Genomic DNA, 22,977 nt, shown 5'->3' with positions numbered 1-22,977 from the left:
CGGCGCTTTACAGCAACCTCACCCAGTTACCCTTGTATAGCACCGGCCCGGTGGGGCCGTTTGGATTAGGCGAGCCGCCTTTCGGCTCCAGGCTGATCGCCAGGAGCTGCACGTCGCTGCCGATGGCGCGCTCGGACAGCGCCAGCTTCGCGCTGCGGTTGTCCGGCAGGATGCCCAGCGAGCGCGGGTTGCCCTGCTTCGGTATCGCCCACAGCTGCAGCGTCTTGTCGTCCGCCACGGCCACGCTGTTCACCACGCGCACCTCCAGCACCTGGCGCCGGCTGTCGCCGGTCAGCAGGATGGCGGTTTGCGATTGCTCGTCCGTCAGCGTGGCGGCGTAGTTGATAGCAGGCGCTTCCACGGGCGCCTGCGTCAGCGTCACCGCCACCACCACGGCGAGTGCCGCCACCGCGCCGGATGCCAGGCTCAAACCGCGCCAGAAGCCCACCGATTCCTGGCGCCAGAACTGCCAGGCCGGCGCCGGCCCCTTCAGGTTCAGGCGCCGCTCGATGCCGCGCCAGACCTCCGCGCGCGGCTTTTGCTCGCCGGCGAATTCGGACAGCGGCAGCAGGCGCTCCTGCCATTCGCCCACGGTGCGGCGCAGTGCCGCATCGTTATGCATATGGCCCTCGAAGCGGCGCCGCGCGCCGCCTTTCAGGGTGCCCAGCACATATTCGGCGGCCAGCTTTTCGCGCAGGCCCGGCTTGTCGCGGAGGTTCATTTGCTTTCCTCCTTCGCCAGGCAGGTCTTCAGGCGCTCCAGGCTGCGGCGTATCCAGGTCTTTACCGTGCCGATCGGGATGGCCATCTGCTGCGCCACCTCGCTATGCGACAGGTCATGGTAAAAGGCCATGCCGATCACCTGCCGGTGCAGCCCTTCCAGCATCGACATGCAGTAGGCCAGGGCCCTGGCGTCGCTGCTGATCTGCAGCGCCTCGATGGGCGTGGCGCCTGGATCGTGCAAGGCGTTCAGGATGCTGCTGTCGAAAGTTTCCACATTGATCTCCAGGGTTCCGTCCGTGCGGCGCAGCGCATCGAGCGCCTTGTTGCGCACGATGGCTGCCATCCACGTCATGGGCGCGGCCAACTGGCTCTGGTAGCTGCGGGCGCTGTTCCAGATAGAGACGAAACTCTCCTGCAGCACTTCCTCGGCCAGCTCGCGCTTATGCAATATACGCAGCGCGTAGCCAAACAGTTTCGGGGAAGTTGCGTCGTACAGGGAGCGGAAGGCCTTGGCATCGCGGGCGGCGGCGGCGGCCAGCCAGGTGCGCAGTTGCTGGGGATCGGGTTGGGACGCTGATGCCAAGGTATGCCTCGGTGAAGCTTGCGTTAATCGGGCGGCGCGGATGGGTCAGGAGCGCCGTAGAGATTAACGCAGTTTCAACGTTGAAGCGAGCACTGTCTCCGTGGAGACCGGTTCAATTCCCGTTCACCGGCCCGCCGGCGGCGCCAGGCGCACGCAGTTGCGGCCGGCGCGCTTGGCGTCGTACAGCGCCTCGTCGGCGCGCAGGTAGGCCGCGTCGAAGGGCGTACCGCGCCGGTTCCAGCTGATGCCCACACTGGCCGTCACCGGCCGGTCGATCGGCGCGGCGAACACTTCGCGCGCGATGGCGTGGCAAATGCGCTCGCCCAGCACGGCCGCTTCCGCCATGTGGCGGGTCGGCCACACCACCGAGAACTCTTCGCCGCCCACCCGTCCCACGTCGACCTGCTCGCCCAGCAAGGCGGTCAGGCAGCGCACCACGGCCTGGATCACGGCGTCGCCGGCCGGGTGGCCGAAGTCGTCGTTGACCTGCTTGAAGTGGTCGATATCGAGCACGATCAGGGCCACGTCGTCCTGCTCCAGCAGGCCGCTGGCGCGTTCGATCAGCGCGGCGCGGTTCAGGGCGCCGGTCAGCGGGTCGTGCGTGGCGCGGTATTCCAGCTGGCCGGCCAGCTCGTGCAGCTGGCGGTTCAACTGGTTCATGTCGCGCTCGGCGCGGTCGCTGCGGCGGATCAGGCGCCGCGTCTCGCGCATCAGGCGTTCGTAGTGCACCATCATTTCGCCCAGCACGCGGCGGTACTCGGCGGCGCCGGCGCCGTCGTCCTCGTGCGCCGCGCGCGCGGCGGCCAGCACCGCGCTTTCGGCGGCGAACAGGTCCGGTTCAGCCATGGACCACGGGATGGTTGCTGAACTCCAGAGCGCCGAAGTCGTCCTGCAGCTCCTGGCCGAACTCCAGGATGGTGTCGTCGTCCTCGTCGTAGTACCAGTTCAGGCGCACCGTGCAGCCGTCCATGGCAGCCTGGTTGAGCGCCTCGAACAGCGTAAACAGCATCTTGGTGCTGGAGCTGTTGAAGTAGGCCAGCGACACGTTGACGGTGATGTCGGCCTGGCCGCAGGCGGCCAGGTAGGCGCGCACTTGCTCGATCACCGGGCCGTAGAACTGCGCGGCGTTTTCCGGATACGATTCACCCTTGATCGACAGCGTGTGCTGGTCGAAACGGAAATCGATCTCGGGCGAAGTGGGGGAAGCGGAGATGTAGTAGGGTTCCATGACGTTGATCTTCTTTTTCAGATAATGGCCTTGATGCAGAACACCGTGGTAGCCGGGTCGTGCGTCTCCTTGACGAACTCAAACTCCAGCGGCGCGCTGGCGTCGCGCGCCATGGTGAGGAAGCCGAGGCCTGCGCCCTTGCTGTCGGCAGGGGTTTCGTCGCGCAGCGCCTTCTTGTAGGCCGACTTGATCTCTTCCATGGTCATGCTGTGCAGCGGTTCCAGGCGCGCGCGGATGTTTTCCACGCTCTCGGTCGATACCGGGTTGGCGCACAGCAGGAAGAAGCTGTCCTCGCGCATGCCGATGCAGAACGAGCCGCGCCGCATCTGGTTGGCCAGCGCATGGTCCGGCGTCAGCGTGTCCGACGAGTAGTGCATGATGTTCTGCGACATTTCGACAAAGGACGAGAAAATGCGCCGCCGCGTGGGCCCCGCTGCGCCGGCCGTGTCCAGGCGCGCCTTGATGGTTTCGGCGATGGCCGCCACCACGTGCTGCGAGAAGTAGCCGGCGTAGAAAAAGATGATGTTGCGCTTGCGCGCCACGTCCCAAAATTCGTTGAATTCTTCGTAGAGCAAAATCGTTCCTTCCTTAGGGACGGCAGCAGAAAAAGGTGAGGTCGTCGCGGCGCGGCTGCGCGCCTTGCCAGGCCTGGAAGTCGTCCAGCAGGGCCTGGCTCAGCTGGGCCGACTGCGCCGCGCGCTGCGCCAGCAGCACGTCGCGGATGCGGCGCTTGCCGTAGGCGATCTCGCGCGGTCCGCCGATCTGGTCGACCAGGCCGTCGGTGGTGACGAACAGCAGGCTGCCCGGCGCCACCTCCACCGTGCGCGCAGTTCAGGCAAAGCCGAACGGCGTGTCCACGTAGCCCACGCCCATGCGGTCGCTGTCGATGTTCTGCACCAGCGGCTCCTGGCCGTCCTGCGGCGGCGGCACGATCTGCAGCGCCAGGCGGGCGCCGGCGAAACTGAGCTTGCGGCTGGCCGGCTCGAACCACAGGAAGGCGGCGTCCATGCCGTCGTCCGACTCGGCCGCGCCGCCCTGGCCTTCCATCTGCCCCAGCATGGACTTCACGCCGCGGCTCACTTCGGCCAGCAGTGCGGCCGGATCGCGCGGACCCTGCGTCTGCAGGGCCTGGGTCAGGATGGACGACGAAATCAGGGTCATGAAGGCACCCGGCACGCCGTGGCCGGTGCAGTCGGCGATGGCGGCGAACCAGCCGTCCCCGTATTTGGCGAAGTAGTAGAAATCGCCGCCCACCACGTCGCGCGGCTGCCACTCCAGGTGCGCGTCCGGCAGCGTCTCGGCCAGCGCGGCGCGCGAGGTGCGCAGCATGGCGCGCTGGATCACGCTGGCGTAGTCGATGCTGTGCATGATCTGGCGGTTCTTCTCGGCCTGCATATTGGCCACCACGTTCATCAGCTGCAGGCCAAAGCCCACCCCGCCCAGCGTACCGCCGCGCGTGATGATGAAACCGTCCGCCAGCGCCTTCTCGCCCGACTCCACGGCGCGGAAGGTGAGCGCCTCGATGCTCATGGCCGCGTCCACGATCAGCGGCTCCTTGTCCATGAAGGCGATGCAGCTCTTTTTGCCGTACACCTCGTGGTAGAAGGGCTTGGACATTTGCGACATGAAGATGTTGCGGCTGATGAGACCTATCGGGCGCTCGTTTTCAATGACAGGAAGGCTCATCAAATCGCGCCGTTCGGTGAACAGTTCCAGCACACCGAAGTTGCTCATGTCCGACTGCACGGACACGGTCTCGATGCACAGATCGGCCGCCGTCGACAGGCGGAAGCGCGGCAGATCCAGGCGCGATGCGTTGAACTCCACAGCCGGTTCCTTTAGAAAGTGGAAAAAAAGCGGCCCGCACCGGGAAGTGTGCGGGCCAAAACATCCATTGGGAGAGAGATGAACAGGCGGAATCTTGCCATGCCTTTGTTACATCAGTATGACCACCAGAGCAACGTTGGTTGTCGGCAAGCTAGCGCGGCTGAAGGGCCCGCGATGCTAAGCTGGGGCTTCAGCATCAGGAGGAACGCCATGAACGCCGATCTCGAAGTGGCGCAACAGCCCGCCGCCGCCGAAGCGCAGCGCGCGGAACCCGACACCGCCGCCGTGCGCGCCGCCCCGCTCAGGCTGACCAGGCGGCTCACGGCGGAGCAGGCTTTCCGCCGCATCGCCGCCAATTGCCGCGAGCAGATCACCGCCAACCACGCCGCCGTCGCGCGCGGCAACGCGCCCGAGGCGCTACACCAGATGCGGGTGGGCCTGCGCCGGCTGCGCTCGGCGCTGCACCTGTACGCGCCGCTGCTGGAACTGCCCGAGCCGCTGCAGGCGGACCTGCGCTGGCTGGGCGAGCAGCTAGGCGCGGCGCGCGACTGGGACGTGCTGGCCTCGTCCACCTTGCCGCGCGTGGCCGAAGACCTGCCGGACGACATGGAGCTGGTGCTGGTGCGGCTGGCGGCCGAGACGCGCGCCAACGAGCTGCGCGCCGCCGCGGCGGACGCCGTCAGCACCGAGCGTTATGCGGAGCTGATGCGCTGCCTGGGCGAATGGCTGCACGACGCGGCCTGGCGCTGCCACTGCAGCGAGAGCCAGCGCAGCGCGCTGGACAAGCCCACGCTGCGCTTTGCGGCCGAGGCCCTGAAACGGAGCCGCAAGCGCCTGCTCAAGCGCGGCCGCAAGCTGCGCACGGCCGGCGCCAAGCCGGGCGCACAAACGCGCCACCGCGTGCGCATTGCCGCCAAGCGCGCGCGCTACGCGGCCGAGTTTTTCCAGTCGCTTTATCCGCGGCGCCTGGTGCGTTCCTATATCGAACGGCTGGCCACGCTGCAGGATGAACTGGGCTGGCTGAACGACACCGCCGTGGCCGACCGCCTGCTGAAAAAGCTGCAGCACGGCGAAGCGCGGCTGGACGGCAGCGCCGCCTTCACGCGCGGCTACCTGGCTTCCGCCCCGCGCGGCGGGCGGCGCAAGCTGCGCAAACTGTGGCGCAGCGTGACGGCCGCGCGCGCGCCGGCTTGAGCAGGGAAACTTAAGCACGGAAACAACAGTCGCCAGAATTTGCATGCTTTCTGCGCAAGTGTTTTATATACTCGGCAACTTGCCTGCGCGTGCCCCACCCCCGCAATGCGTCGGCATGATAAAAAATATAACACTCTTGGGACGCATCAATCATGCCTCGAACCTTGCAGGGGCCAGCCTCACAATCGCTGGCCGGTATCACCTTGTGCGCGCTCGCCGCGCTATCGTCGCCGCTGCTGCCGCTGCTATCACTGCTGCCGCTGCAGGCCGCCCACGCGGCCAGCGCAACCGCCACCGCAACCGCCAGCGCGGCCGCGGCGCAGGAAACCAATGAAACCCGCATCAGCGACGCTTACGCCGAAGCGCTGCGCCAATGCACGCTGCGCGCCAGCGTGGCCGGCGAGATCACCGAGCTGACGGTAAAAGCCGGCGACCGCGTGAAAGCCGGCCAGGTGCTGGCGCGCATCGGAGGCAGCGAGATCAGCGCGCCCTACGACGCCATCGTCTCCGCCGTGATGGCCAAGGTGGGCGACGTGGCCATGCCGGGCCGGCACGTCATCACCGTGTTCGACCCCAGCCGCATGCGGGTGGTGGCGTCGGTGCCGCGCTCGCGCCTGCGCGAACTGAACCTGGACGAACCGGTGCAGGTGGAAATCGCCGCGCTCAAGCAACGCGTCAAGGCGCAGAAGGTGATCGTGATCTCGCAAGGCGACAAGCCGATGCAGATGGCCAAGCTGTACTTGGAGCTGGGCGAAGTGGCCGGACTGCAGCCCGGCCAGCAGGCGCGCGCCACCTTCGCGCTAAGCAGCTGGCCCTCGCTGCGGCCCTGAGTTTTGGCGGCCGGACCGGGTATACTGTGGGCCTCCAATTCGAAACGCCATCATGACAACTGCAAACACCGCAGTGCAGTGCCGCGCCCGTTGCGCGGCGTGCTGTATTGCCCCGTCCATTTCAAGCCCCATTCCCGGAATGGCCGGCGGCAAGCCCGCGGGCGTGCGGTGCGTGCAGCTGCTCCCGGACGACCGCTGTGCGCTGTTCGGCAAGCCGGAACGCCCGGCCGTTTGCGGAACACTGCAGCCAGCGGCCGACATGTGCGGCGAGAGCCGGGAGCAGGCCATGACCTGGCTTGCGGCCTTGGAGCGTGAAACCAGACCATGACACGGCCATGCGCTGCATTGACCGGTAGCCGACAATAAGGACTAGATAATGCACATTCTCAAACAAGGGAGCAGGTTGCTATTGTGTGCCGCGCTGACTGCGGCGATGTCGGGCGCGCTAGCCGCGCCGCCAACGCCGCGCGGCATCATCGGCGATGTCAGCCGCATCGTTGCGCCCAATGGCGTGCAGGAGAACTTCAAACTGCGCATCGGCGGCATCGACCAGTGGATCTACACGCGCGGGCAGGACCGCAAGAATCCCGTGCTGCTGTTCCTCCATGGCGGCCCGGCCTCGCCCAGCGCGCCGACCATGTGGATGTACCAGCGGCCGCTGGAGGAATACTTCACGGTGGTGAACTACGACCAGCGCGGCGCCGGCCGGACTTATCTGGAGAACGACGCCGAGGCCGTGCGCCCCACCCTGCGCATCGGGCAGTTCGTCGACGACGCAGTGGAGATCGCCCAGGCTGTCTCGAAGCGCTACGGCAAACGCAAAATCATCCTGGTCGGCCACAGCTGGGGCACGGTGGTGGGCATGCGCGCGGTGCTGGCGCATCCGGAGCTGTTCCACGCTTACGTGGGCATAGGCCAGGTGATCAGCATGCTGGACAACGAAAAGGTCAGCTTCGACTTCGCCATGGCGCAGGCGCGCAAGGAAAACAACCAGCAGGCGATACGCGAGCTGGAATCGATCGCCCCGTATCCGGGCGAGACGCCGATCACCCGCGAGCGCATCGTGACCGAGCGCACCTGGGCGCAGCACTACGGCGGGCTGGCCGCCTACCGCGGCGATTTCTCGTACTACTTCAACTCGCCGCTGCTGTCGCCCGAGTATGACGACAAGGCGGTGCAAGCCATCGACCAGGGCAGCATGCTGACGCTGGAACGCGTTCTGAAGGAATGGCTGGAAGTCGATTTCAAGCCGGTGGCCAAGTTTCCGGTGCCGGTCGTGATGTTCATGGGCCGGCACGACTACACCACGCCGTCGGAACCGACGGCCGCGTGGCTATCGAAAGTCAAGGCGCCGTACAAGCGGGCGGTGTGGTTTGAAAACTCCTCGCACCTGGTGCAGTTCGAAGAGCCGGGCAAAACACTTGTGAGCCTGCTGGAATACGTGCGCCCCCTGGCCAAGGACTAACCGGCGATAGACAGCACGGCACAGGCGCGCCCGCGCCCAGCCACGGGCCAGCCGCAGGCCGGCGCTTACTGGCCGCGCGGGCCCTTGTCGGCGCCCTTGTGGTCCTTCTGGCCGTCGTTCTTGTGGCGGCCCGCCACTTCGGCTTCCTCGGCGCGCTGCTGGTTTTTCGCCGCTTCCTGCTGCGCCTGCTGCGCCTCGCGCTGCTGCTGGTCGCGCGGATCGTTGCTGTGCTTACTCATGGCAATCTCCTCTGATGGCTGGAACAACCACCTTACGCCCCTGCCGCCAGGCACACTGTGCGCTGGCGAACAGAGCCGCCGAGACTGCCCGCCGTGTCAGTTGAAGCCCGCCACCGGGTGCGGCACGTAGGCTGATTCGAGCAGCGCCAGCTCGTCCTTGGTCAGCTGCACCGACAAGGCCTGCACCGCGTCGTCCACGTGGGAGAACTTGGCGGCGCCGATGATGGGCGCGGTGACCACGGACTTCTGCAGCACCCACGCCAGCGCCACCTGCGCGCGCGGAATGCCGCGCGCCTCGGCCACCTGCTTGACGCGCTCGGCCACCAGCCGGTCCGACGCTTCGGTGGCGGTGTACATTTCCTTGGCGACCAAGTCGGTGTCGGAACGCTTGCTCGCTTCGGCCCAGTCGCGCGTGAGGCGGCCGCGCGCCATCGGGCTCCAGGGGATCACGCCGATGCCTTCGGCGGCGCACAGCGGCAGCATCTCGCGCTCTTCCTCGCGGTTGATCAGGTTGAGCTGGTTCTGCATGGTGACGAAACGCGTCCAGCCGTGCCGGTCGGCCGTGTACAGCGCCTTGGCGAACTGCCAGGCATACATGGACGAGGCGCCGATGTAGCGCGCCTTGCCGGCCTTGACGATGTCGTGCAGCGCCTCCAGGGTTTCCTCGATCGGCGTGTCGTAGTCCCAGCGGTGGATCTGGTACAGGTCCACGTAGTCGGTGCCCAGGCGGCGCAGGCTGTTGTCGATTTCAGCCATCAGCGCCTTGCGCGACAGGCCGCGCTGGTTCGGGCCTTTCCCCTGCGGGAAGTAGACCTTGGTGGCGATCACCACCTCGTCGCGGCGCGCGAAGTCGCGCAGCGCGCGGCCGACGATTTCCTCGCTGGTGCCGTCCGAATAGGAATTGGCGGTGTCGAAGAAGTTGATGCCCGATTCCAGCGCATGGCGGATAACGGGGCGGCTCTGCTCCTCGCCCAGCGTCCATTCATGGCCGCCGCGGTCAGGCACGCCGTAGGTCATGCAGCCCAGCGCCAGGCGCGATACTTTCAGGCCGGTGCGGCCGAGATTCACGTATTCCATGCAAGCTCTCCTTGTGGTCCGGCAGGCTACTATAGCGCGCCGGCGGCGTTGTATCTATATCATGCATGGTAAAACAGAAACCACTACAGGTTGCAAGTGAGGATGTATGAGAGGAATCGAACTTCGGCAGCTGCGCTATTTTGCCATCGTGGCGAAGGAACTGCATTTCCGGCGCGCGGCGGAACTGGCGTTCGTCACGCAGCCGGCGCTGAGCCAGCAGATCGCCAAGCTGGAGCAGACCGTTGGCGTGGCGCTGCTGCGGCGCGACCGGCGCGGCGTGGAACTGACCCCGGCCGGCGTGGTGCTGCGCGATGAACTCGACGCCATGTTCGGCCAGATGGAGCGCGCCCTGCGCCTCACGCGCGAGGCCGGCCAGTACCGCAGCTGCACCTTGTCCATCGGCCTGGTGGAATACACCAACCTGGCCTTCATTCCGCCGGCGCTGATCCGCCTGCAGGCGCTGTATCCCACTATGCGCGTGCAGCGCCACGAGATGAGCTCCGTGCTGCAGGCCGACGCGCTGCAGAAGCACACCATCGACGTGGGCTTCGGCGTGCAGGTGGCGCCGCTGCCGGAGGACGGCAGCCTGCTGGCGCAGCCGATCTTCGATTCCGGCTGGGCCGTGCTGGTGCGCGAGGACAGCCCCCTGGCCGCGCGCCCCGCCGTGACGGTGGACGACCTGCGCGGCGAGCGCCTCATCATGTTCGAGCGCGGCGTGAACCCGGTGCTCTACGACCGCATGGTGGACGCGTGCCGCGCGCGCGGCTTTACGCCCAACTTCGTCTACCAGACTGCGCAGGCGCAGATGGGCATGTCGCTGGTGGGACAGGCCATGGGCGTGATGGTGGGCACCACCTATGTGTTCTCCTCGCCGCCGGCCGGGCTGGCGGTCAGGCCGGTGGCGGACATGGCGCCGCTGCAGGTGCAGGTGTTTTCCCGCAGCGGCGAGGACCGCCAGCTGATACTGGAGTTTATCGAACTGGTTGCGGCCGAAGCGCGCCGCGCCCAGCTTGATCTTGCTGCCAGAAGCTGACCGCCACCGCCAGGCCGGTTGCGGCGATGCCCAGCGCGCTCACGCCGTGCCAGGCCCACGCGCTCCACACCCAGGCCGTGAGGCCGGACATGACGGCCGCGCCGATGAAGATGCCAAGGATGTAGATGGTGCTGACGCGGCCGCGTATGTCCTGCCCCAGGTGGTAGATCATGGTCTGGTTGGACACGTGGGACGCGGTCACGCCCAGGTCCAGCAGCAGCACGCCCACCACCAGCCCGGCCAGGTGCTGGCCGAACAGCGCCATCACCAGCCAGGCCAGCAGCGCCGAGCCGGTACCGAGACGCACCGCGTACACCGGGCCGCGCTTGTCCGCCACCTTGCCGAACAAGGGCGCGGCGAAGGCGCCGGCCGCGCCGATCACACCGAACAGGCCGGCCACCTCGCTGCCCATGTGGAAGCGCGGCGTCTCCAGGTAGAACACCAGGCTGATCCAGAAGGCGTTGAAGGCGCCGAACACCAGGCCCTGGCGCGCGGCCGCGTAGCGCACCACGGGCTGCTGGCGAAACACGGTCCAGATGGAGGCCAGCAGGCGCGGATAACTCAAGTCGCTGCGCGGCGCGGTGGGCGGCAGGCGCCAGGCCAGCAGCGCCGTCATCACCAGCATCAGCGCGGCGGCGGCCCAGTACACCGTGCGCCAGTCCGTGTAGTGGCCGATGGTGCCGCTGGCCGTGCGCGCCAGCAGGATGCCGGCGAAGATGCCGCGCGCCAGCAGGCCGGTGACGTGGCCGCGCTGCGCGGGGCCGACGATCTTGGCGGCGTAGGCCGGCAGCAGATAGGGCGTGATGGTGGTGACGCCCATCAGCGCGCTGGCCCAGGTGAGCGAAGGCGCGGACGGCGCCAGCGCCACCAGCACCAGCGCGCCCACGTGCGCGGCGGCCATAGCGAGTATCAGCTTGCGGTCATTGACAATGTCGCCCAGCGGCAGGAACAGCAGCGCGCCGATGGCGATGCCGATCTGCGTAAACATGGGCAGCGCGCCGGCGTAGGCTTCCGACACGCCCAGTGCGCGGCCGATATCGCCCAGCAGCGGCTGCGCGTAATAGCCGCTGGCGATGGACACGCCGCACACCAGCGCCAGCAGCGTGATCAATCCTTTCGGTACCTTGTTTGTTTCGTGTGTTTTCATGACGGCCTCCGGCTTCAGTGGATGGCCGAAGTATGGAATTGCCGCCGGATTACATCCAATTCGAGTTTCGCCGCCCTGTGATAAGCGGCACTTATCACCGGCAAGGTACAATGCTGGCCGCGCCCGATTGGGGCCGTGGCGAACGCGGCAGGTCATGGTAAGCTTCGACGCCCTTTCCCCATCACTTGCTATTACGACAAAACATGGACATTACACTCGCGTTGCAGGCCCTCATCATGGGCCTGGTAGAAGGCTTCACCGAATTCCTGCCCATTTCCTCCACCGGCCACCTGATCCTGGCTGGCAGCCTGCTCAACTTCGTCGGCGAGAAGGTGAAAGTGTTCGAGATTGTGATCCAGACCGGCGCCATCGTGGCGGTCATGTGGGAGTACCGCGCCCGGCTGGCCTCGGTGCTGGGCGGCATGTTCAGCGACGCCAGGGCGCAGCGCTTCATCGTCAACCTGATCATCGGCTTCCTGCCGGCCGCCATCCTCGGCTTCCTGTTCAACAAGGCCATCAAGGCCCACCTGTTCTCGCCCGTGCCGGTGGCGTCGGCCTTCATCATCGGCGGCTTCGTCATCCTGTGGGTGGAAAAGCGCGCCAAGGCCAATCCGGCCGCCGTGCGGGTGGAATCCGTGGACGACATGAGCGCGCTGGACGCGTTCAAGGTGGGCTGCGCCCAGGCCTTCGCGCTGATCCCCGGCACCAGCCGCTCCGGCGCCACCATCATCGGCGGCATGATGTTCGGCCTGTCGCGCAAGGCGGCCACGGAATTTTCCTTCTTCCTCGCCATTCCCCTGCTGCTGTCGGCCACGGTATACTCGCTGTACAAGGAACGCGCGCTGCTGTCGGCGGCCGACTTGCCGATGTTCGGCATCGGCCTGGTGGCCGCGTTTGTGTCGGCCTTCCTGTGCGTGCGCTGGTTGTTGCGCTATATCAGCTCGCACGACTTCACAATTTTTGCGTGGTACCGCATCATATTCGGACTGGTGGTGCTTGCCACCGCCTATTCCGGCCTCGTAGTGTGGGCCGACTAAGTTAATAAATGACCAATCAGGACACCAGCGAACGCGCCCTCAATCTGCTCCAGACCGTTTTCGGCTACCCAGCCTTCCGCGGCCAGCAGGCAGAAATTGTCGACCATGTCAGCAACGGCGGCGACGCGCTGGTCCTGATGCCCACCGGCGGCGGCAAGTCGCTGTGCTACCAGATTCCGGCCCTGGTGCGCGACGGCGTGGGCGTGGTGATCTCGCCCCTGATCGCCCTGATGCAGGACCAAGTGGACGCGCTGGCCGAAGTGGGCGTGCGCGCCGCCTTCCTGAACTCCACCCAGACCTACGAGGAAGCCAGCCGCATCGAGCGCCTGGTGCGCACCGGCCAGATCGACCTGGTGTACGTGGCGCCCGAGCGGCTGATGACGCAGCGCTGCTTCGACCTGTTCCAGGCCTCCAACATCGCGCTGTTCGCCATCGACGAAGCGCACTGCGTATCGCAATGGGGCCACGACTTCCGGCCCGAGTACATCAAGCTGTCGATCCTGCACGAGCAGTTCCCCAACGTGCCGCGCATCGCCCTCACGGCCACGGCCGACCAGCAGACCCGCGCCGAGATCGTACAGCGCCTGCAGCTGGAAGACGCGATGCAGTTCGTGTCCTCCTTCGACCGTCCCAACATCCGCTACCAGATCGTTGAAAAGGCCAACGGCCGCAAGCAGCTGCTGGACTTCATCACCGCCGAGCATGGCGGCGACTCCGGCATCGTCTACTGCCTGTCGCGCAAGAAGGTGGAAGAGACGGCCGAGTTCCTGAACGAGAACGGCGTGCGCGCCATGGCCTACCACGCCGGCATGGAGCACGCCAAGCGCGCCGCCAACCAGGCCCGCTTCCTGCGCGAAGACAATATCGTCATGTGCGCCACCATCGCCTTCGGCATGGGCATCGACAAGCCGGACGTGCGCTTTGTGTGCCACCTGGACCTGCCCAAGTCCATCGAAGGCTACTACCAGGAGACAGGCCGCGCCGGCCGCGACGGCATGCCCGCCAGCGCCTGGATGGCCTACGGCCTGCAGGACGTGGTGCTGCAGCGGCGCATGATAGACGAATCCGAAGCCGACGAAACCTTCAAGCGCGTGCTGGGCACCAAGCTCGACGCCATGCTGGGCCTGTGCGAAACGCTGAGCTGCCGGCGCGTGCGCCTGCTGGACTACTTCGGCGAGCAGGCCACGCCCTGCGGCAACTGCGACACCTGCCTGATCCCGCCGGTAAGCTTCGATGGCACGGTGCCGGCGCAAAAGCTGCTCTCGGCCATCTACCGCGTGGACCAGCGCTTCGCCGCCGGCCACGTGATCGAAGTGCTGCGCGGGGTGGAAACGGAACGCATCAAGACCTGGCACCACGACAGCCTGTCCGTGTTCGGCGTGGGCGCCGACCGCAGCGAACAGGAATGGCGCGCCATCCTGCGCCAGCTGATCGCGCTCGGACTGGTGACGGTGGACCACGAACAATACAGCTCCCTCAAGCTCACCGACGCGGCGCGTCCGGTTCTCAAGGGCGGGCAGAAAGTGCAGCTGCGGCAGTACCAGAAGCCGGTCAAGCAAAAGCGCTCCACGGCGGCGGCGGCCAAGGGCTATGCCGAGACCGAACTGTCCGGCAAAGAGCAGGCCATCTTCGACAAGCTGCGCTGGTGGCGGGTGGAGACTGCGCGCGCGCACAGCGTGCCGGCCTACGTGATCTTCGTCGACGCCACCCTGCGCGAAATCGCCAAAGCCCAGCCCACCTCGCTGGACGACCTGCGCGGCATCAGCGGCGTGGGCGAGAAAAAGCTCGCCTCCTACGGCGACGAAATCGTCGCCCTGATCGCAGAAATGCTCTAACAACCGTAGGGCGGGTTAGCGCAGCGTAACCCGCCGGCGCCGCCGCGATGCCCGGCCTACGCAGCCACCAGTTGCCGGTAACGCCCCGGCGGCGCGCCGACAGCAGCGCGGAAGCGGTGGCTGAAGTGGCTCAAATCCGCATAGCCGCAAGCATCGGCCACCTGCTGCAGCGGCAGAGCGGTCCCCTTGAGCAAGCCGCGCGCCCGGTCCAGCCGGCGCTGCGCCACCCACGCCGACGGCGGCATCCCGAACGACACGCGGAACATGCGCGCCAGGTGGAACTCCGACATGCACGCCACCTGCGCCAGCATGCCCAAGGTAATGGCCTCGGCCAAGTGCGCCTCGATATACTCCGCCAGCCTGCGCCGCACCACCGGCGCCAGCCCGCCGCGCAGCCGCGCGCCCGGGTCTATCATCGACTGCGATTTCAGCAGCTCGCTCAGGGTGGCATGCGTGATCTCGTTCACGCGCAGCAGCGCATCCGCCCCTTGCCACGGCGTGGCCACCAGTTCCTCGCACAGCTGCACAAGGCGCGGATCCTCGAAATAGGTGCGGTCTGCCAGGGTCAGCTCGCGCGGCTCGCGGTCCAGCTCCACCACGGCGCGCCGGGTGAAGTGCTCCGGCATGAAATACACGTGCAGCAGGCGCAGCTTGTCGCGCACCAGCCAGTGCGACTCATGCCAGTCCGGCAAGGTGCACAAGCGCTTTGGTGCCCCATACTGCCCAGGCACCACGCCCGCGCCATTGCGCTCGGTGCGGTAACCGCCGCCCAGGTAGCAGGAAAACGTATGGTGCCCCGGCTGAGAGTAAGTGGTCACTTCCTCATCCGTCTCCCGTTCCCAGATCGCGGCGGCCAGGCCGTCGCCCAGCCAGGCGAAGCGCTCCAGCGTCGCATCGGTATTCGACATGGTCTTGAACACCGCATGCGAGATCGCCTCCGCGCCGGCCGGCGCAGCGGTATCGAAGACCGAAGGGGAAATGGTAGCCATGCAAAAAGTCTAGCACGCCCGCCCTTTCCCCGCCGGTCCCCGCCCACTTTTGCGCAAGATCAGACAATCCCTCACCATTCAGACATCTCCCACAAGCAGCCTGAGCCGCATTTTCTCGAATTCGGGGTCTGACCCCGAAGTGGGTGAAAATGCGGCTCAGCTCGGCAGAGCGGGGAGGACAAATGCGCAAGCGCAGACAAGCGGCGGCGGCGCGGGGGCAGCATGATGCAAGCTCGAATGTCACCGGACTACGCCATGAACGCTTTTCTCTATCTGATTACCGTCCTGATCTGGGGTACCACCTGGATCGCCATCAAGTTCCAGCTCGGCGTGGTGCCCGCGCCCGTGTCCATCGCCTACCGCTTCTGGATCGCGGCGGCGGTGCTGCTGCTGGTGCTGTTCGCCATGCGCAAGAAGGTGTGGCCGCCGCGCGCGGCCTGGCCTTATCTGGCGGCGCAGGGCCTGGCGCTGTTCTGCTGTAACTTCCTGTGCTTTTACTACGCCAGCCAGTGGGTGCCCAGCGGCCTGGTAGCCGTGGTGTTTTCCACCGCACCGATCTGGAACGCGCTGAACGGCCGGCTGTTCCTGGGCCGCGCGCTGCGCCCGCAGGTGGTGGGCGGCGCCCTGCTCGGCCTGTGCGGCATCGCGCTGCTGTTCCTGCCGCAGATGCAGGGCCACTGGGGCGACGGCGGCATGCTGGCCGGCCTGGGCCTGGCCTTGCTGGGCACACTGTGCTTCTCGACCGGCAACCTGCTGTCGAGCCGCATGCAGTCGCTCGGCCTGGCGCCGTGGCTGACCAATGTCTGGGCCATGATGATAGGCGCCTCCATCCTCACCGCCGGCGCGCTGGTGCTGGGCATGCCCTTCACCTGGGAGCCGGGCACGCGCTACGTGGGTTCGCTGCTCTACCTCGCCATCCCCGGTTCGGTGGTCGCCTTCACCGCCTACCTGATGCTGGTGGGCCGCATCGGCCCGGACCGCGCGGCCTATTCCACAGTATTATTCCCCATCGTGGCGCTGAGCGCGTCCACCCTGTTCGAGGGCTACCACTGGACCGCGCTGGCGTTTTGCGGCCTGGCGCTGGTCCTGGCGGGCAACCTGCTGGCCTTCATGCCGTCCTGGCCGGCCCTGGGCCGCGCGGAGGTCCGCGCAAGATAACTTTTTTGAGGAGCATGCATGCGCCGCACCGGATACGCCCTTTCGACCCTCCTGCTGTCCGCAGCGGCACACGCTGCCCCCGCCGCGCCGGCGGACACGGTCTACCGCAACGGCTATGTCTACACCGTGGACGCGCAGGACAGCGTGCAGCAGGCGCTGGCCGTGCGCGGCGGCCGCATCGTCTACGTGGGCGGCAATGCCGGCGCGGACGAGTACACCGGCGCCCAGACCCGCGTGATCGACCTGCAGGGCCGCATGCTGATGCCCGGCCTGGTGGACGGCCACATGCACCCGCAGTCGGGCGGCACGCGCCTGCTCAACTGCAGCCTGGATTACCAGCCGCTGACGGTGCCGCAGTTCCAGGCCCGCATCCAGGCCTGCCTGGACCAGGACCAGGCCAAGAACGTGAGCCCCAAGCGCTGGCTGCGCGTGGTGAACTGGTTCCAGCAAGGCATGCTGCCGGACGGCGTGGACGTCACCAGCGCAGTGCTGGACAGCCTGAAGACCAGCCGCCCGGTGGTGGTGCGCTCGTCCTTCGGCCACTCCGCGCTGCTCAATTCCCGCGCCTTAAAGCTGGCCGGCGTCACCCGCCGCACGCCCGACCCGGAGGGCGGCAAGATCGCGCGCGACGCCGCCGGCAACGCCACCGGCATCCTGGAAGACGCGGCGCAGGACATGGTGAGCAAGTTCATGCCCGTGCTCACGCCCAAGGAAAACCTGGCCGCCTCCACCAAAGCGCTGGAGGCCATGCGCCAGCAGGGCATCACCAGCTTCCTCGACGCCTACACCGACCCTGAAACCCTGACCGCGTTCTCGCAGCTGCAAAAGCAGGGCAAGCTGACCGCGCGCGCGCACTTCGCGGTGCTGGTCGATCCGAAGGACGCCATATCCGGCAAGGCCTTCAAGGAAATCCGCCAGCTCGCCAGGCAGTTCGACCAGGGCGCCACGCGCGTGGAACCATCCATGCAGGTGCGCCACGCGAAGCTGTTCATGGACGGCGTGATCGCCGCGCCCGCCCTCACCGGCACCATGCTGGCGCCCTACTACACCAACCAGGGCACGCCGCAGCAGCCGCACTGGGCGCCCGGCACCAGCAAGGGACCGGCCAGCTACTTCGCGCCGGCAGTGCTCAAGTCCACGCTATCCAGGCTGGCCAAGGCCCGCATCGACCCGCATATTCACGTGGACGGCGACGGCGCCGTGCGCGACGCCCTGGACGCGGTGCAAGCGCTGCGCGCCACGCCGGAGGGCAAGGACGTGCGTCCCGCCCTGGCCCACGACGAAATCGTGGACCCGGCCGACTTCCCGCGCTTCAAGCAGCTGGACGCGACCCCCGTGCTGTCCTTCCAATGGGCCAAGCCCGCGCCGGACACGGTGGGCGCGCTCAAGGAGTACATGGGCAAGGAACGCTACGCCATCGTGGAGCCGCAGTCCCTGCTGCTGGACGCGGGCGCGCGCATCGCCTACGGCAGCGACTGGCCGGTGGATCCGCTGGACATGTGGTTCGCCTTGAAGGTGGGCGTGACGCGCACCGCATCGCCGGCCGCAGGGCCCGAGTACGCAGGCCGCCTGGGCGATGCGCCCGGCATGCCGCGCGCGGCCGTGCTGCGCGCCGCCACGCTGAACGCGGCGTACACATTGAGGCAGGAGAAGGAGACGGGATCGCTGGAGGCCGGCAAGCTGGCCGACCTGATTGTGCTGGACCGGAACTTCATGGAAGTACCGGCCGAGGACATCGCCAACACCAGGGTCTTGCAGACCGTGGTGGGCGGGAAGGTGGTGTACGACGCGGGCGCCTTGTAAGGGCTACTTCTTGGTGAACACCAGGTCCCACACGCCGTGGCCCAGCTTCAGGCCGCGGTTCTCGAACTTGGTGAGCGGACGGTAAGCCGGCTGCGGCGCATAGCCCTCGGCCGTGTTCTGCAGGCCCGGCTCGGCGCCCAGCACTTCCAGCATCTGTTCCGCGTATTCCTGCCAGTCGGTGGCGCAGTGCAGGTAGCCGCCCGGCGCCAGCTTCTCGGTAAGCAGCTTGACGAACGGGCCCTGGATCAGGCGGCGCTTGTTGTGGCGCGCCTTGTGCCATGGATCCGGGAAGTAGATATGCACGCCGTGCAGCGAGCCGTCCGGGATCATGTGGTTCAGCACTTCCACCGCGTCGTGCTGGATCGCCTTCAGGTTGCTCAGCTGCTGCTCGCCGATCAGTTTGAGCAAGCTGCCTACGCCCGGCGTATGGACTTCCACGCCGATAAAATCCTTGTCCGGCATCACGCCGGCAATGTGCGCCGTGGTGCCGCCCATGCCGAAGCCGATCTCCAGCACCACCGGCGCCTTGCGGCCGAAGACCTGCGGATAGTCCAGCGGCGCTTTGCGGTACTCGATCAGGAACTTCGGACCCAGCTCTTCCAGCGCGCGCGCCTGCGCGGTGGACAGGCGGCCGGCACGCGTGACGAAGCTGCGGATGCGGTGTTCGGTCGGGTCATACAGCATGGCGCGTGCTGGATTGGTCGGGTTATCGTTTGGAGTATCGGAAGACATGGGATGGACAAATTCAAAGGACGATCCGCCATTATACGTGAGCCAACCGCCGCGGGCGCGGCCTGCGATAATACGGCTTTGACCGACCCGCCCCTTTACGACGATGACCGACGCACTCCTTCTTGCCATCATGGCACTGTCCCTGGCCGCCATGTACCTGCTGCTGAAAAAAGGCTTCCGGACCCCGCCGCCGCCCGCAGGCAAGGCGCCCGGCGCCGCCTATGAGCCAGCGCAACCGGCAGCGCCGGCCAAGCACTGGTCCGACGGCGGCCGCATGCTGACCGAAGTGGTGGCCGAATCGCGCTACAGCGCCGCCGTGCGCGAACTGGCGGGACAGCACGGCGACAAGGGCGCCGACACGCGCCTGCAGGCGGTGCTGGCGGTGGATCCGCGCAATCCCTACGACGACAAGCCGGTGGCGGTGTTCGTGGCGGGCCGCATGGTGGGCTACCTGTCGCAGAAAGACGGGCAGGCCTTCCGCGACCGCCAGCGGCGCGAGGAGATCGAAGGCCAGTCCGTATCCTGCGACGCGGCCGTGCGCGGCGGCGCGCTATGGAATGGCAAGCACTTGGCGTATGCTGTGTGGCTGGACATAGAACTGTCCCGATGACCGCTGTCCTTATCAAAGAGATACGCCATGACTACCGTTACCGTTAATTTCAGCCAGGCCGCGCTGACCACGCTGGAAGCCCACCGCGCCGCGCATCCCACCGCCACCCTGGCCGGGGAGGTCGAGAAGTTCATCAAGGCCGGCTACAACTTCACGGCCACCCACAGCGTGTACGCCAGCGGATCGCTGGCGGGACCGGAAGGCTACCTGGATTACCCGGACGGCACCTTCCAGACCTTCGCGGGCCTGGTCAACACCGCGCCCGGCGCCAGCAGCGGCACATTCTCGGCCGGCTCGCTGGAAGAACACGTATCGGGCAGCTACCGCCAGGTCTACGACGGCCAGCTGAACTTCGGCTACACCGCGTCCGCCGGCAAATATCTGATCACGGCCAAGGGCGGCACCTTCAGCACGCTCACGCTGCAGCAGCTGATCACCAGTGGCAGCGCAGGCTACGACAGCACCATCGGCAACACGGTGCTCAAGGCGCACGGCGCCATCGTCAGCGACGGCAACAACTTCTCCGGCGTGATCGACACCCTGAGCCGCACCACGGAGCTGTTCGAACAGGGCGGCCGCATCACCGGCAGCTTCAATCTCACCGGCGACGCCACCGCCATCAGCCAGAACGCGGCCAGCGCCACCGTGAGCGGCACCCTCACCTCCTACGCCCAGTACTATACCGACGGCAGCTCCGCCCTGATCAGCGGCGCGGCCATGGCTGTCAGCGGCAGCACCGTGGCCAACGAACAGCAGCTGCTGGCCAATGCCGCGAACTTCGGCGGCGACGACGTCATCGGCATCACCCTGCCCGCCAACGTCGGCAACGACTGGCTGATCGCTTCCGGCGCCGGCAATGACCGCATCAGCATCACCGGCGGCGGCGCACACCTGGCGGTGAACGGCGGCAGCGGGCGCGATACCGTGGTGCTGAACGACTACGGCCACGCCATCAACGGCGGCGAAGGGGTGGACACGGCGGTCTTCGCCGGCGCCCGCGCCAGCTACGCGGTAGCTGCGGTGGCGGGCGGCTACACGGTGGGCGCGGCAGCGGGAGGCGCCGTCAACACGCTGTCGAACATGGAGCGCATCCAGTTCGCCGACAGCAGCCTGGCGCTGGACGTGACCGGGAGCGCAGGCCAGCTGTTCCGCTTGTACCAGAGCGCCTTCAACCGCGCGCCCGATATGCTGGGCGCGGGCTTTTGGCTAAAAGCCATGGACAACGGCGCCACACTGGAGCAGATCGCCGCCGGCTTCACCCAGGCGCCGGAATTCGTGGCCCTGTACGGCTCTGCCGCCAACACCGACCGGGCAACACTGATCACCAAGCTGTATCAGAACGCGCTGGAGCGCGAGCCGGAACCTGGCGCGGTGGATTTCTGGCTAAGTGTGCTGGAACGCGGCGTGACGGTACCGCAAGTGATGTTGGGATTTTCAGAAAGCCCCGAAAGCCAGGGTTTGAACGCGGGACTGATCGCCAATGGCTACGCCTATACGCCGTTCGCCTGAGCGAAAATATGCCTGGAGCGGGTGAAGGGGATCGAACCCTCGTCGTAAGCTTGGGAAGCTTCTGCTCTACCATTGAGCTACACCCGCGTTGGCTGCATTCTACGCGGGTTTGCACGCTGTTGGCAAACCCGCAAGCCGGACAGCGTGCATGGCGGACGGGCCACCGGTCAGTTGATGACCCAGCTATAGCGCACGTCCACCCAGCCCTGGGCCAGATCGCTGTCCTTGGCCGCCGGCTTGAATTTGCATTTGGCGCTGGCCCGGAGCGATGCCTTGTCCAGCGCAGAGTAGCCGCTGGACTGCACCACTTTCGCGTCCTTCACGCTGCCGTCCGGCGCCACCAGCACCTTGACCTTGACGTCCCCCTGCTGTTCCTCGCTGCGCCACACAGCCGCGTAGTTCGGGACGGCGCACGCTGCTTTGTCGAACCGGGTCTGGAGATCGGCGGCGGACGCGTGGCCCGCAAACATGGACAATAATAGGGACGCTGCCACAGCGCTTGCACGTACATTGGTCGACATGATTCCTCCGAATGGTCAAAGAGCACGGTTGAGTAAATGAAAATCACTCGCTGCGGCTTCAATATACTGCGGTGCATCATATTTTTTAAATTTATTCTTTGACTAACTATTATTTCGGAAACGAATAACAGGCCGGCAGTGGCAGCGCTACAGCGCGGCCACCCATGGATGTGCCGCCGGGTTGGCGTGGCGCCGCAGGAAAGCGCGCATTTCCTCGGTCAGCAGGCCCCGGCCGTGGATTTGCGGGCCTATCGTCATGCCCAGGTCGTTCAGCTCCAGGATCAGCGGCCCCTGGTCGGTGAGCGCAAAGTCCCAGTGGTGGATGCGCATCAGCGGGAAGGTCGCGCCGCCCTGGCGGCAGGCTTCCAGCACCTTGTCCCAGCCCGGCACCTGGAAGCCCTCCAGCCGTGCGCCCGTCAGCGGATGGGTCAGGTGGATGGCCGTGTGGGGCCAGAACGCGGTCAGGGTGCGGGTAACGCTGCCGTCTTCGAGGTTAATGCTGGCCAGCAGGTTGCCGTACTTTCCTTTGCTGAAGTTGTCCACGTGATTGGGCGGCACGGCGATCTTCCAAAGCGCGGCAATGGGCTTGGCGCCTTCGGGGCCATTCAGGCAGATCACGCGCACGCCGCAGATGGCGGCCCAATTGGTCAGCGCGTGGATTTCCGGCGCCGGCGCCAGCGGGGACTGGAACACGAAGCCGCATTCGGGCCGGTGGTAGCGCGGGTCGATGCTCACCGTCAGGCGCTGCAGGAAGGCGTCCACCCGCATGGTGGCGCCGCCGAGGATGCGCAGGGTGTCGCTGGCGCGGTCGTATCCGGACAGGTACTCCGCGCCCTTGCCCTGCTGCGAGAAGGCGGGCTTGGCGAACAGGGGAAAATTGGCGGGCTCGCGCAGGAAGGCGCCTACTGCCTCCGGTGTCTTCAGGTGTTCGCCATGCGCGGCGGGGACCACTTCCGCGCGGTGGTAGTAGGCGCGCAGCGGCACGATGGGCAGGCCGGCGGCGCCGGCCAGCGCCGTGAAGGCGAGCTTGTCCCACGCGGGCAGGACGGCGTGGCGGGGATTGAGCGCCATCCCCAAGCTGGATTCGAGGCGCCAGCCGAGGAAGTCGCGCGCGCCGCGCCCCAGCTGGTAGCTGTCGTCGTACAGCTTGTAGCAGTAATAGTCCGACATGCCGCACTGGCCGCCCATGCCGCGCAGGGCGCGGATTTCGCGCAGCTGCGCCAGGATGCTTTTGCCGGTCTGCTGCCTGGCCAGCGCGCTCCAGCCGCGCCACTCGTTCACACTGTCAGCGTACTTTTTCAGCATGTCCCACTCCGATCTGTCTGGCGGCCGGATGCAAGATTCCAGAGTAGGCGAGAACCCCCGCAGGTTCAACCACAATCGCGGTTTGCCTGCCATTGCGCGATCTGCCATGATGGCCGGTATTGCTAACGAGCCG

Annotated in this window: 23 protein-coding genes, 1 tRNA gene and 1 pseudogene; 11 read left to right on the top strand and 14 right to left on the bottom strand. The window is 66.6% G+C overall.

The window, feature by feature from the left end; translation table 11 throughout:
• Positions 1–7 precede the first annotated feature (7 nt).
• From ASC94_RS23730 to ASC94_RS23705, 6 genes and pseudogenes are all read right to left on the bottom strand, one after another.
• Entirely contained in the window at positions 8–721 is a 714-nt protein-coding gene (locus ASC94_RS23730; RefSeq protein ID WP_056401708.1) for an anti-sigma factor domain-containing protein, read from the bottom strand.
• The gene (locus tag ASC94_RS23725; protein WP_056401705.1) at positions 718–1,305 is read right to left on the bottom strand and encodes a sigma-70 family RNA polymerase sigma factor; all 588 of its coding nucleotides are present in this window, start codon (positions 1,303–1,305) and stop codon (positions 718–720) included. The genes ASC94_RS23730 and ASC94_RS23725 overlap by 4 nt, the downstream gene beginning before the upstream one ends.
• Before the next feature lie 123 nt (positions 1,306–1,428).
• Positions 1,429–2,151 carry a GGDEF domain-containing protein gene (locus ASC94_RS23720; protein ID WP_056401702.1) on the bottom strand — a complete coding sequence of 241 codons (723 nt, stop codon included), beginning with the start codon at positions 2,149–2,151 and terminating at the stop codon, positions 1,429–1,431.
• The gene (locus ASC94_RS23715) at positions 2,144–2,533 is read right to left on the bottom strand and encodes a DUF1987 domain-containing protein (RefSeq protein ID WP_056401700.1); all 390 of its coding nucleotides are present in this window, start codon (positions 2,531–2,533) and stop codon (positions 2,144–2,146) included. The genes ASC94_RS23720 and ASC94_RS23715 overlap by 8 nt, the downstream gene beginning before the upstream one ends.
• 17 nt (positions 2,534–2,550) lie before the next feature.
• Positions 2,551–3,108 carry a SiaB family protein kinase gene (locus ASC94_RS23710; protein WP_056401695.1) on the bottom strand — a complete coding sequence of 186 codons (558 nt, stop codon included), beginning with the start codon at positions 3,106–3,108 and terminating at the stop codon, positions 2,551–2,553.
• A gap of 13 nt (positions 3,109–3,121) precedes the next feature.
• Positions 3,122–4,360, bottom strand: a pseudogene (locus tag ASC94_RS23705) (SpoIIE family protein phosphatase).
• 210 nt (positions 4,361–4,570) lie between these two features.
• On the opposite strand from ASC94_RS23705, the gene ASC94_RS23700 reads away from it, so the two are divergent.
• The 4 genes from ASC94_RS23700 (at position 4,571) to ASC94_RS23685 (ending at position 7,849) form a co-directional block, all read left to right on the top strand.
• Entirely contained in the window at positions 4,571–5,554 is a 984-nt protein-coding gene (locus tag ASC94_RS23700; RefSeq protein ID WP_056401692.1) for a CHAD domain-containing protein, read from the top strand.
• A 152-nt stretch (positions 5,555–5,706) separates the two neighbouring features.
• A complete protein-coding gene (locus tag ASC94_RS23695; protein ID WP_082616797.1) occupies positions 5,707–6,384 on the top strand; it encodes an HlyD family efflux transporter periplasmic adaptor subunit in 678 nt (225 codons plus the stop codon).
• Between the two features lie 52 nt (positions 6,385–6,436).
• Positions 6,437–6,712 carry a YkgJ family cysteine cluster protein gene (locus tag ASC94_RS33865; RefSeq protein WP_056401690.1) on the top strand — a complete coding sequence of 92 codons (276 nt, stop codon included), beginning with the start codon at positions 6,437–6,439 and terminating at the stop codon, positions 6,710–6,712.
• Between the two features lie 48 nt (positions 6,713–6,760).
• Entirely contained in the window at positions 6,761–7,849 is a 1,089-nt protein-coding gene (locus ASC94_RS23685) for an alpha/beta hydrolase (protein WP_056401688.1), read from the top strand.
• A 65-nt stretch (positions 7,850–7,914) separates the two neighbouring features.
• On the opposite strand, the gene ASC94_RS32735 is transcribed toward ASC94_RS23685, so the two are convergent.
• Positions 7,915–8,088 (bottom strand): hypothetical protein, encoded by a 174-nt coding sequence (locus tag ASC94_RS32735; RefSeq protein WP_157201560.1) that lies wholly within the window; start codon positions 8,086–8,088, stop codon positions 7,915–7,917.
• Between the two features lie 96 nt (positions 8,089–8,184).
• Entirely contained in the window at positions 8,185–9,165 is a 981-nt protein-coding gene (locus ASC94_RS23680; RefSeq protein WP_056401686.1) for an aldo/keto reductase, read from the bottom strand.
• Positions 9,166–9,271: 106 nt separating this feature from the next.
• Between ASC94_RS23680 and ASC94_RS23675 the strand changes: the two genes are divergently transcribed.
• Entirely contained in the window at positions 9,272–10,198 is a 927-nt protein-coding gene (locus ASC94_RS23675; protein WP_056401684.1) for a LysR substrate-binding domain-containing protein, read from the top strand.
• Here the strand turns inward: ASC94_RS23675 and ASC94_RS23670 are convergent.
• On the bottom strand, positions 10,137–11,345 hold the full coding sequence (locus tag ASC94_RS23670) for an MFS transporter (RefSeq protein ID WP_056401681.1): 1,209 nt from the start codon (positions 11,343–11,345) through the stop codon (positions 10,137–10,139). The two genes, ASC94_RS23675 and ASC94_RS23670, sit on opposite strands and share 62 nt — an antisense overlap.
• A 203-nt stretch (positions 11,346–11,548) precedes the next feature.
• Between ASC94_RS23670 and ASC94_RS23665 the strand changes: the two genes are divergently transcribed.
• Together ASC94_RS23665 and recQ are read left to right on the top strand one after the other, a co-directional pair.
• On the top strand, positions 11,549–12,382 hold the full coding sequence (locus tag ASC94_RS23665; protein ID WP_056401678.1) for an undecaprenyl-diphosphate phosphatase: 834 nt from the start codon (positions 11,549–11,551) through the stop codon (positions 12,380–12,382).
• Positions 12,383–12,390: 8 nt separating this feature from the next.
• The gene (recQ, locus tag ASC94_RS23660) at positions 12,391–14,217 is read left to right on the top strand and encodes a DNA helicase RecQ (protein ID WP_056401677.1); all 1,827 of its coding nucleotides are present in this window, start codon (positions 12,391–12,393) and stop codon (positions 14,215–14,217) included.
• 56 nt (positions 14,218–14,273) lie between these two features.
• On the opposite strand, the gene ASC94_RS23655 is transcribed toward recQ, so the two are convergent.
• Positions 14,274–15,206 (bottom strand): helix-turn-helix domain-containing protein, encoded by a 933-nt coding sequence (locus ASC94_RS23655; RefSeq protein WP_056401675.1) that lies wholly within the window; start codon positions 15,204–15,206, stop codon positions 14,274–14,276.
• A 255-nt stretch (positions 15,207–15,461) separates the two neighbouring features.
• Here ASC94_RS23655 and ASC94_RS23650 point away from each other — a divergent pair, with 255 nt between their 5' ends.
• Positions 15,462–16,364 carry a DMT family transporter gene (locus tag ASC94_RS23650; protein ID WP_056402431.1) on the top strand — a complete coding sequence of 301 codons (903 nt, stop codon included), beginning with the start codon at positions 15,462–15,464 and terminating at the stop codon, positions 16,362–16,364.
• Between the two features lie 18 nt (positions 16,365–16,382).
• Entirely contained in the window at positions 16,383–18,167 is a 1,785-nt protein-coding gene (locus tag ASC94_RS23645; RefSeq protein WP_056401672.1) for an amidohydrolase, read from the top strand.
• 3 nt (positions 18,168–18,170) lie between these two features.
• On the opposite strand, the gene trmB is transcribed toward ASC94_RS23645, so the two are convergent.
• Positions 18,171–18,851, bottom strand: coding sequence for a tRNA (guanosine(46)-N7)-methyltransferase TrmB (trmB, locus tag ASC94_RS23640; protein ID WP_056401670.1), 681 nt, complete (start codon positions 18,849–18,851; stop codon positions 18,171–18,173).
• 178 nt (positions 18,852–19,029) lie between these two features.
• On the opposite strand from trmB, the gene ASC94_RS23635 reads away from it, so the two are divergent.
• Both ASC94_RS23635 and ASC94_RS23630 read left to right on the top strand, forming a co-directional pair.
• Positions 19,030–19,509 (top strand): hypothetical protein, encoded by a 480-nt coding sequence (locus ASC94_RS23635; protein WP_056401668.1) that lies wholly within the window; start codon positions 19,030–19,032, stop codon positions 19,507–19,509.
• Positions 19,510–19,536: 27 nt separating this feature from the next.
• Positions 19,537–21,018, top strand: coding sequence for a DUF4214 domain-containing protein (locus ASC94_RS23630; RefSeq protein ID WP_056401665.1), 1,482 nt, complete (start codon positions 19,537–19,539; stop codon positions 21,016–21,018).
• Positions 21,019–21,031: 13 nt separating this feature from the next.
• On the opposite strand, the gene ASC94_RS23625 is transcribed toward ASC94_RS23630, so the two are convergent.
• The 3 genes from ASC94_RS23625 to ASC94_RS23615 all read right to left on the bottom strand — a co-directional run bounded on the left by ASC94_RS23625 (position 21,032) and on the right by ASC94_RS23615 (position 22,844).
• A tRNA-Gly gene (locus ASC94_RS23625) sits at positions 21,032–21,105 on the bottom strand.
• 80 nt (positions 21,106–21,185) lie between these two features.
• Positions 21,186–21,539 carry an energy transducer TonB gene (locus ASC94_RS23620; RefSeq protein ID WP_082616795.1) on the bottom strand — a complete coding sequence of 118 codons (354 nt, stop codon included), beginning with the start codon at positions 21,537–21,539 and terminating at the stop codon, positions 21,186–21,188.
• 147 nt (positions 21,540–21,686) lie between these two features.
• Positions 21,687–22,844, bottom strand: coding sequence for a sugar-transfer associated ATP-grasp domain-containing protein (locus ASC94_RS23615; RefSeq protein WP_056401659.1), 1,158 nt, complete (start codon positions 22,842–22,844; stop codon positions 21,687–21,689).
• Positions 22,845–22,977: the final 133 nt, after the last annotated feature.

It is taken from the genome of Massilia sp. Root418, from assembly GCF_001425265.1.
GTDB lineage: Bacteria > Pseudomonadota > Gammaproteobacteria > Burkholderiales > Burkholderiaceae_D > Rugamonas.
Note: the sequence above shows the minus strand (reverse complement) of the source record. Positions and strands in the feature narration are given on the sequence as shown.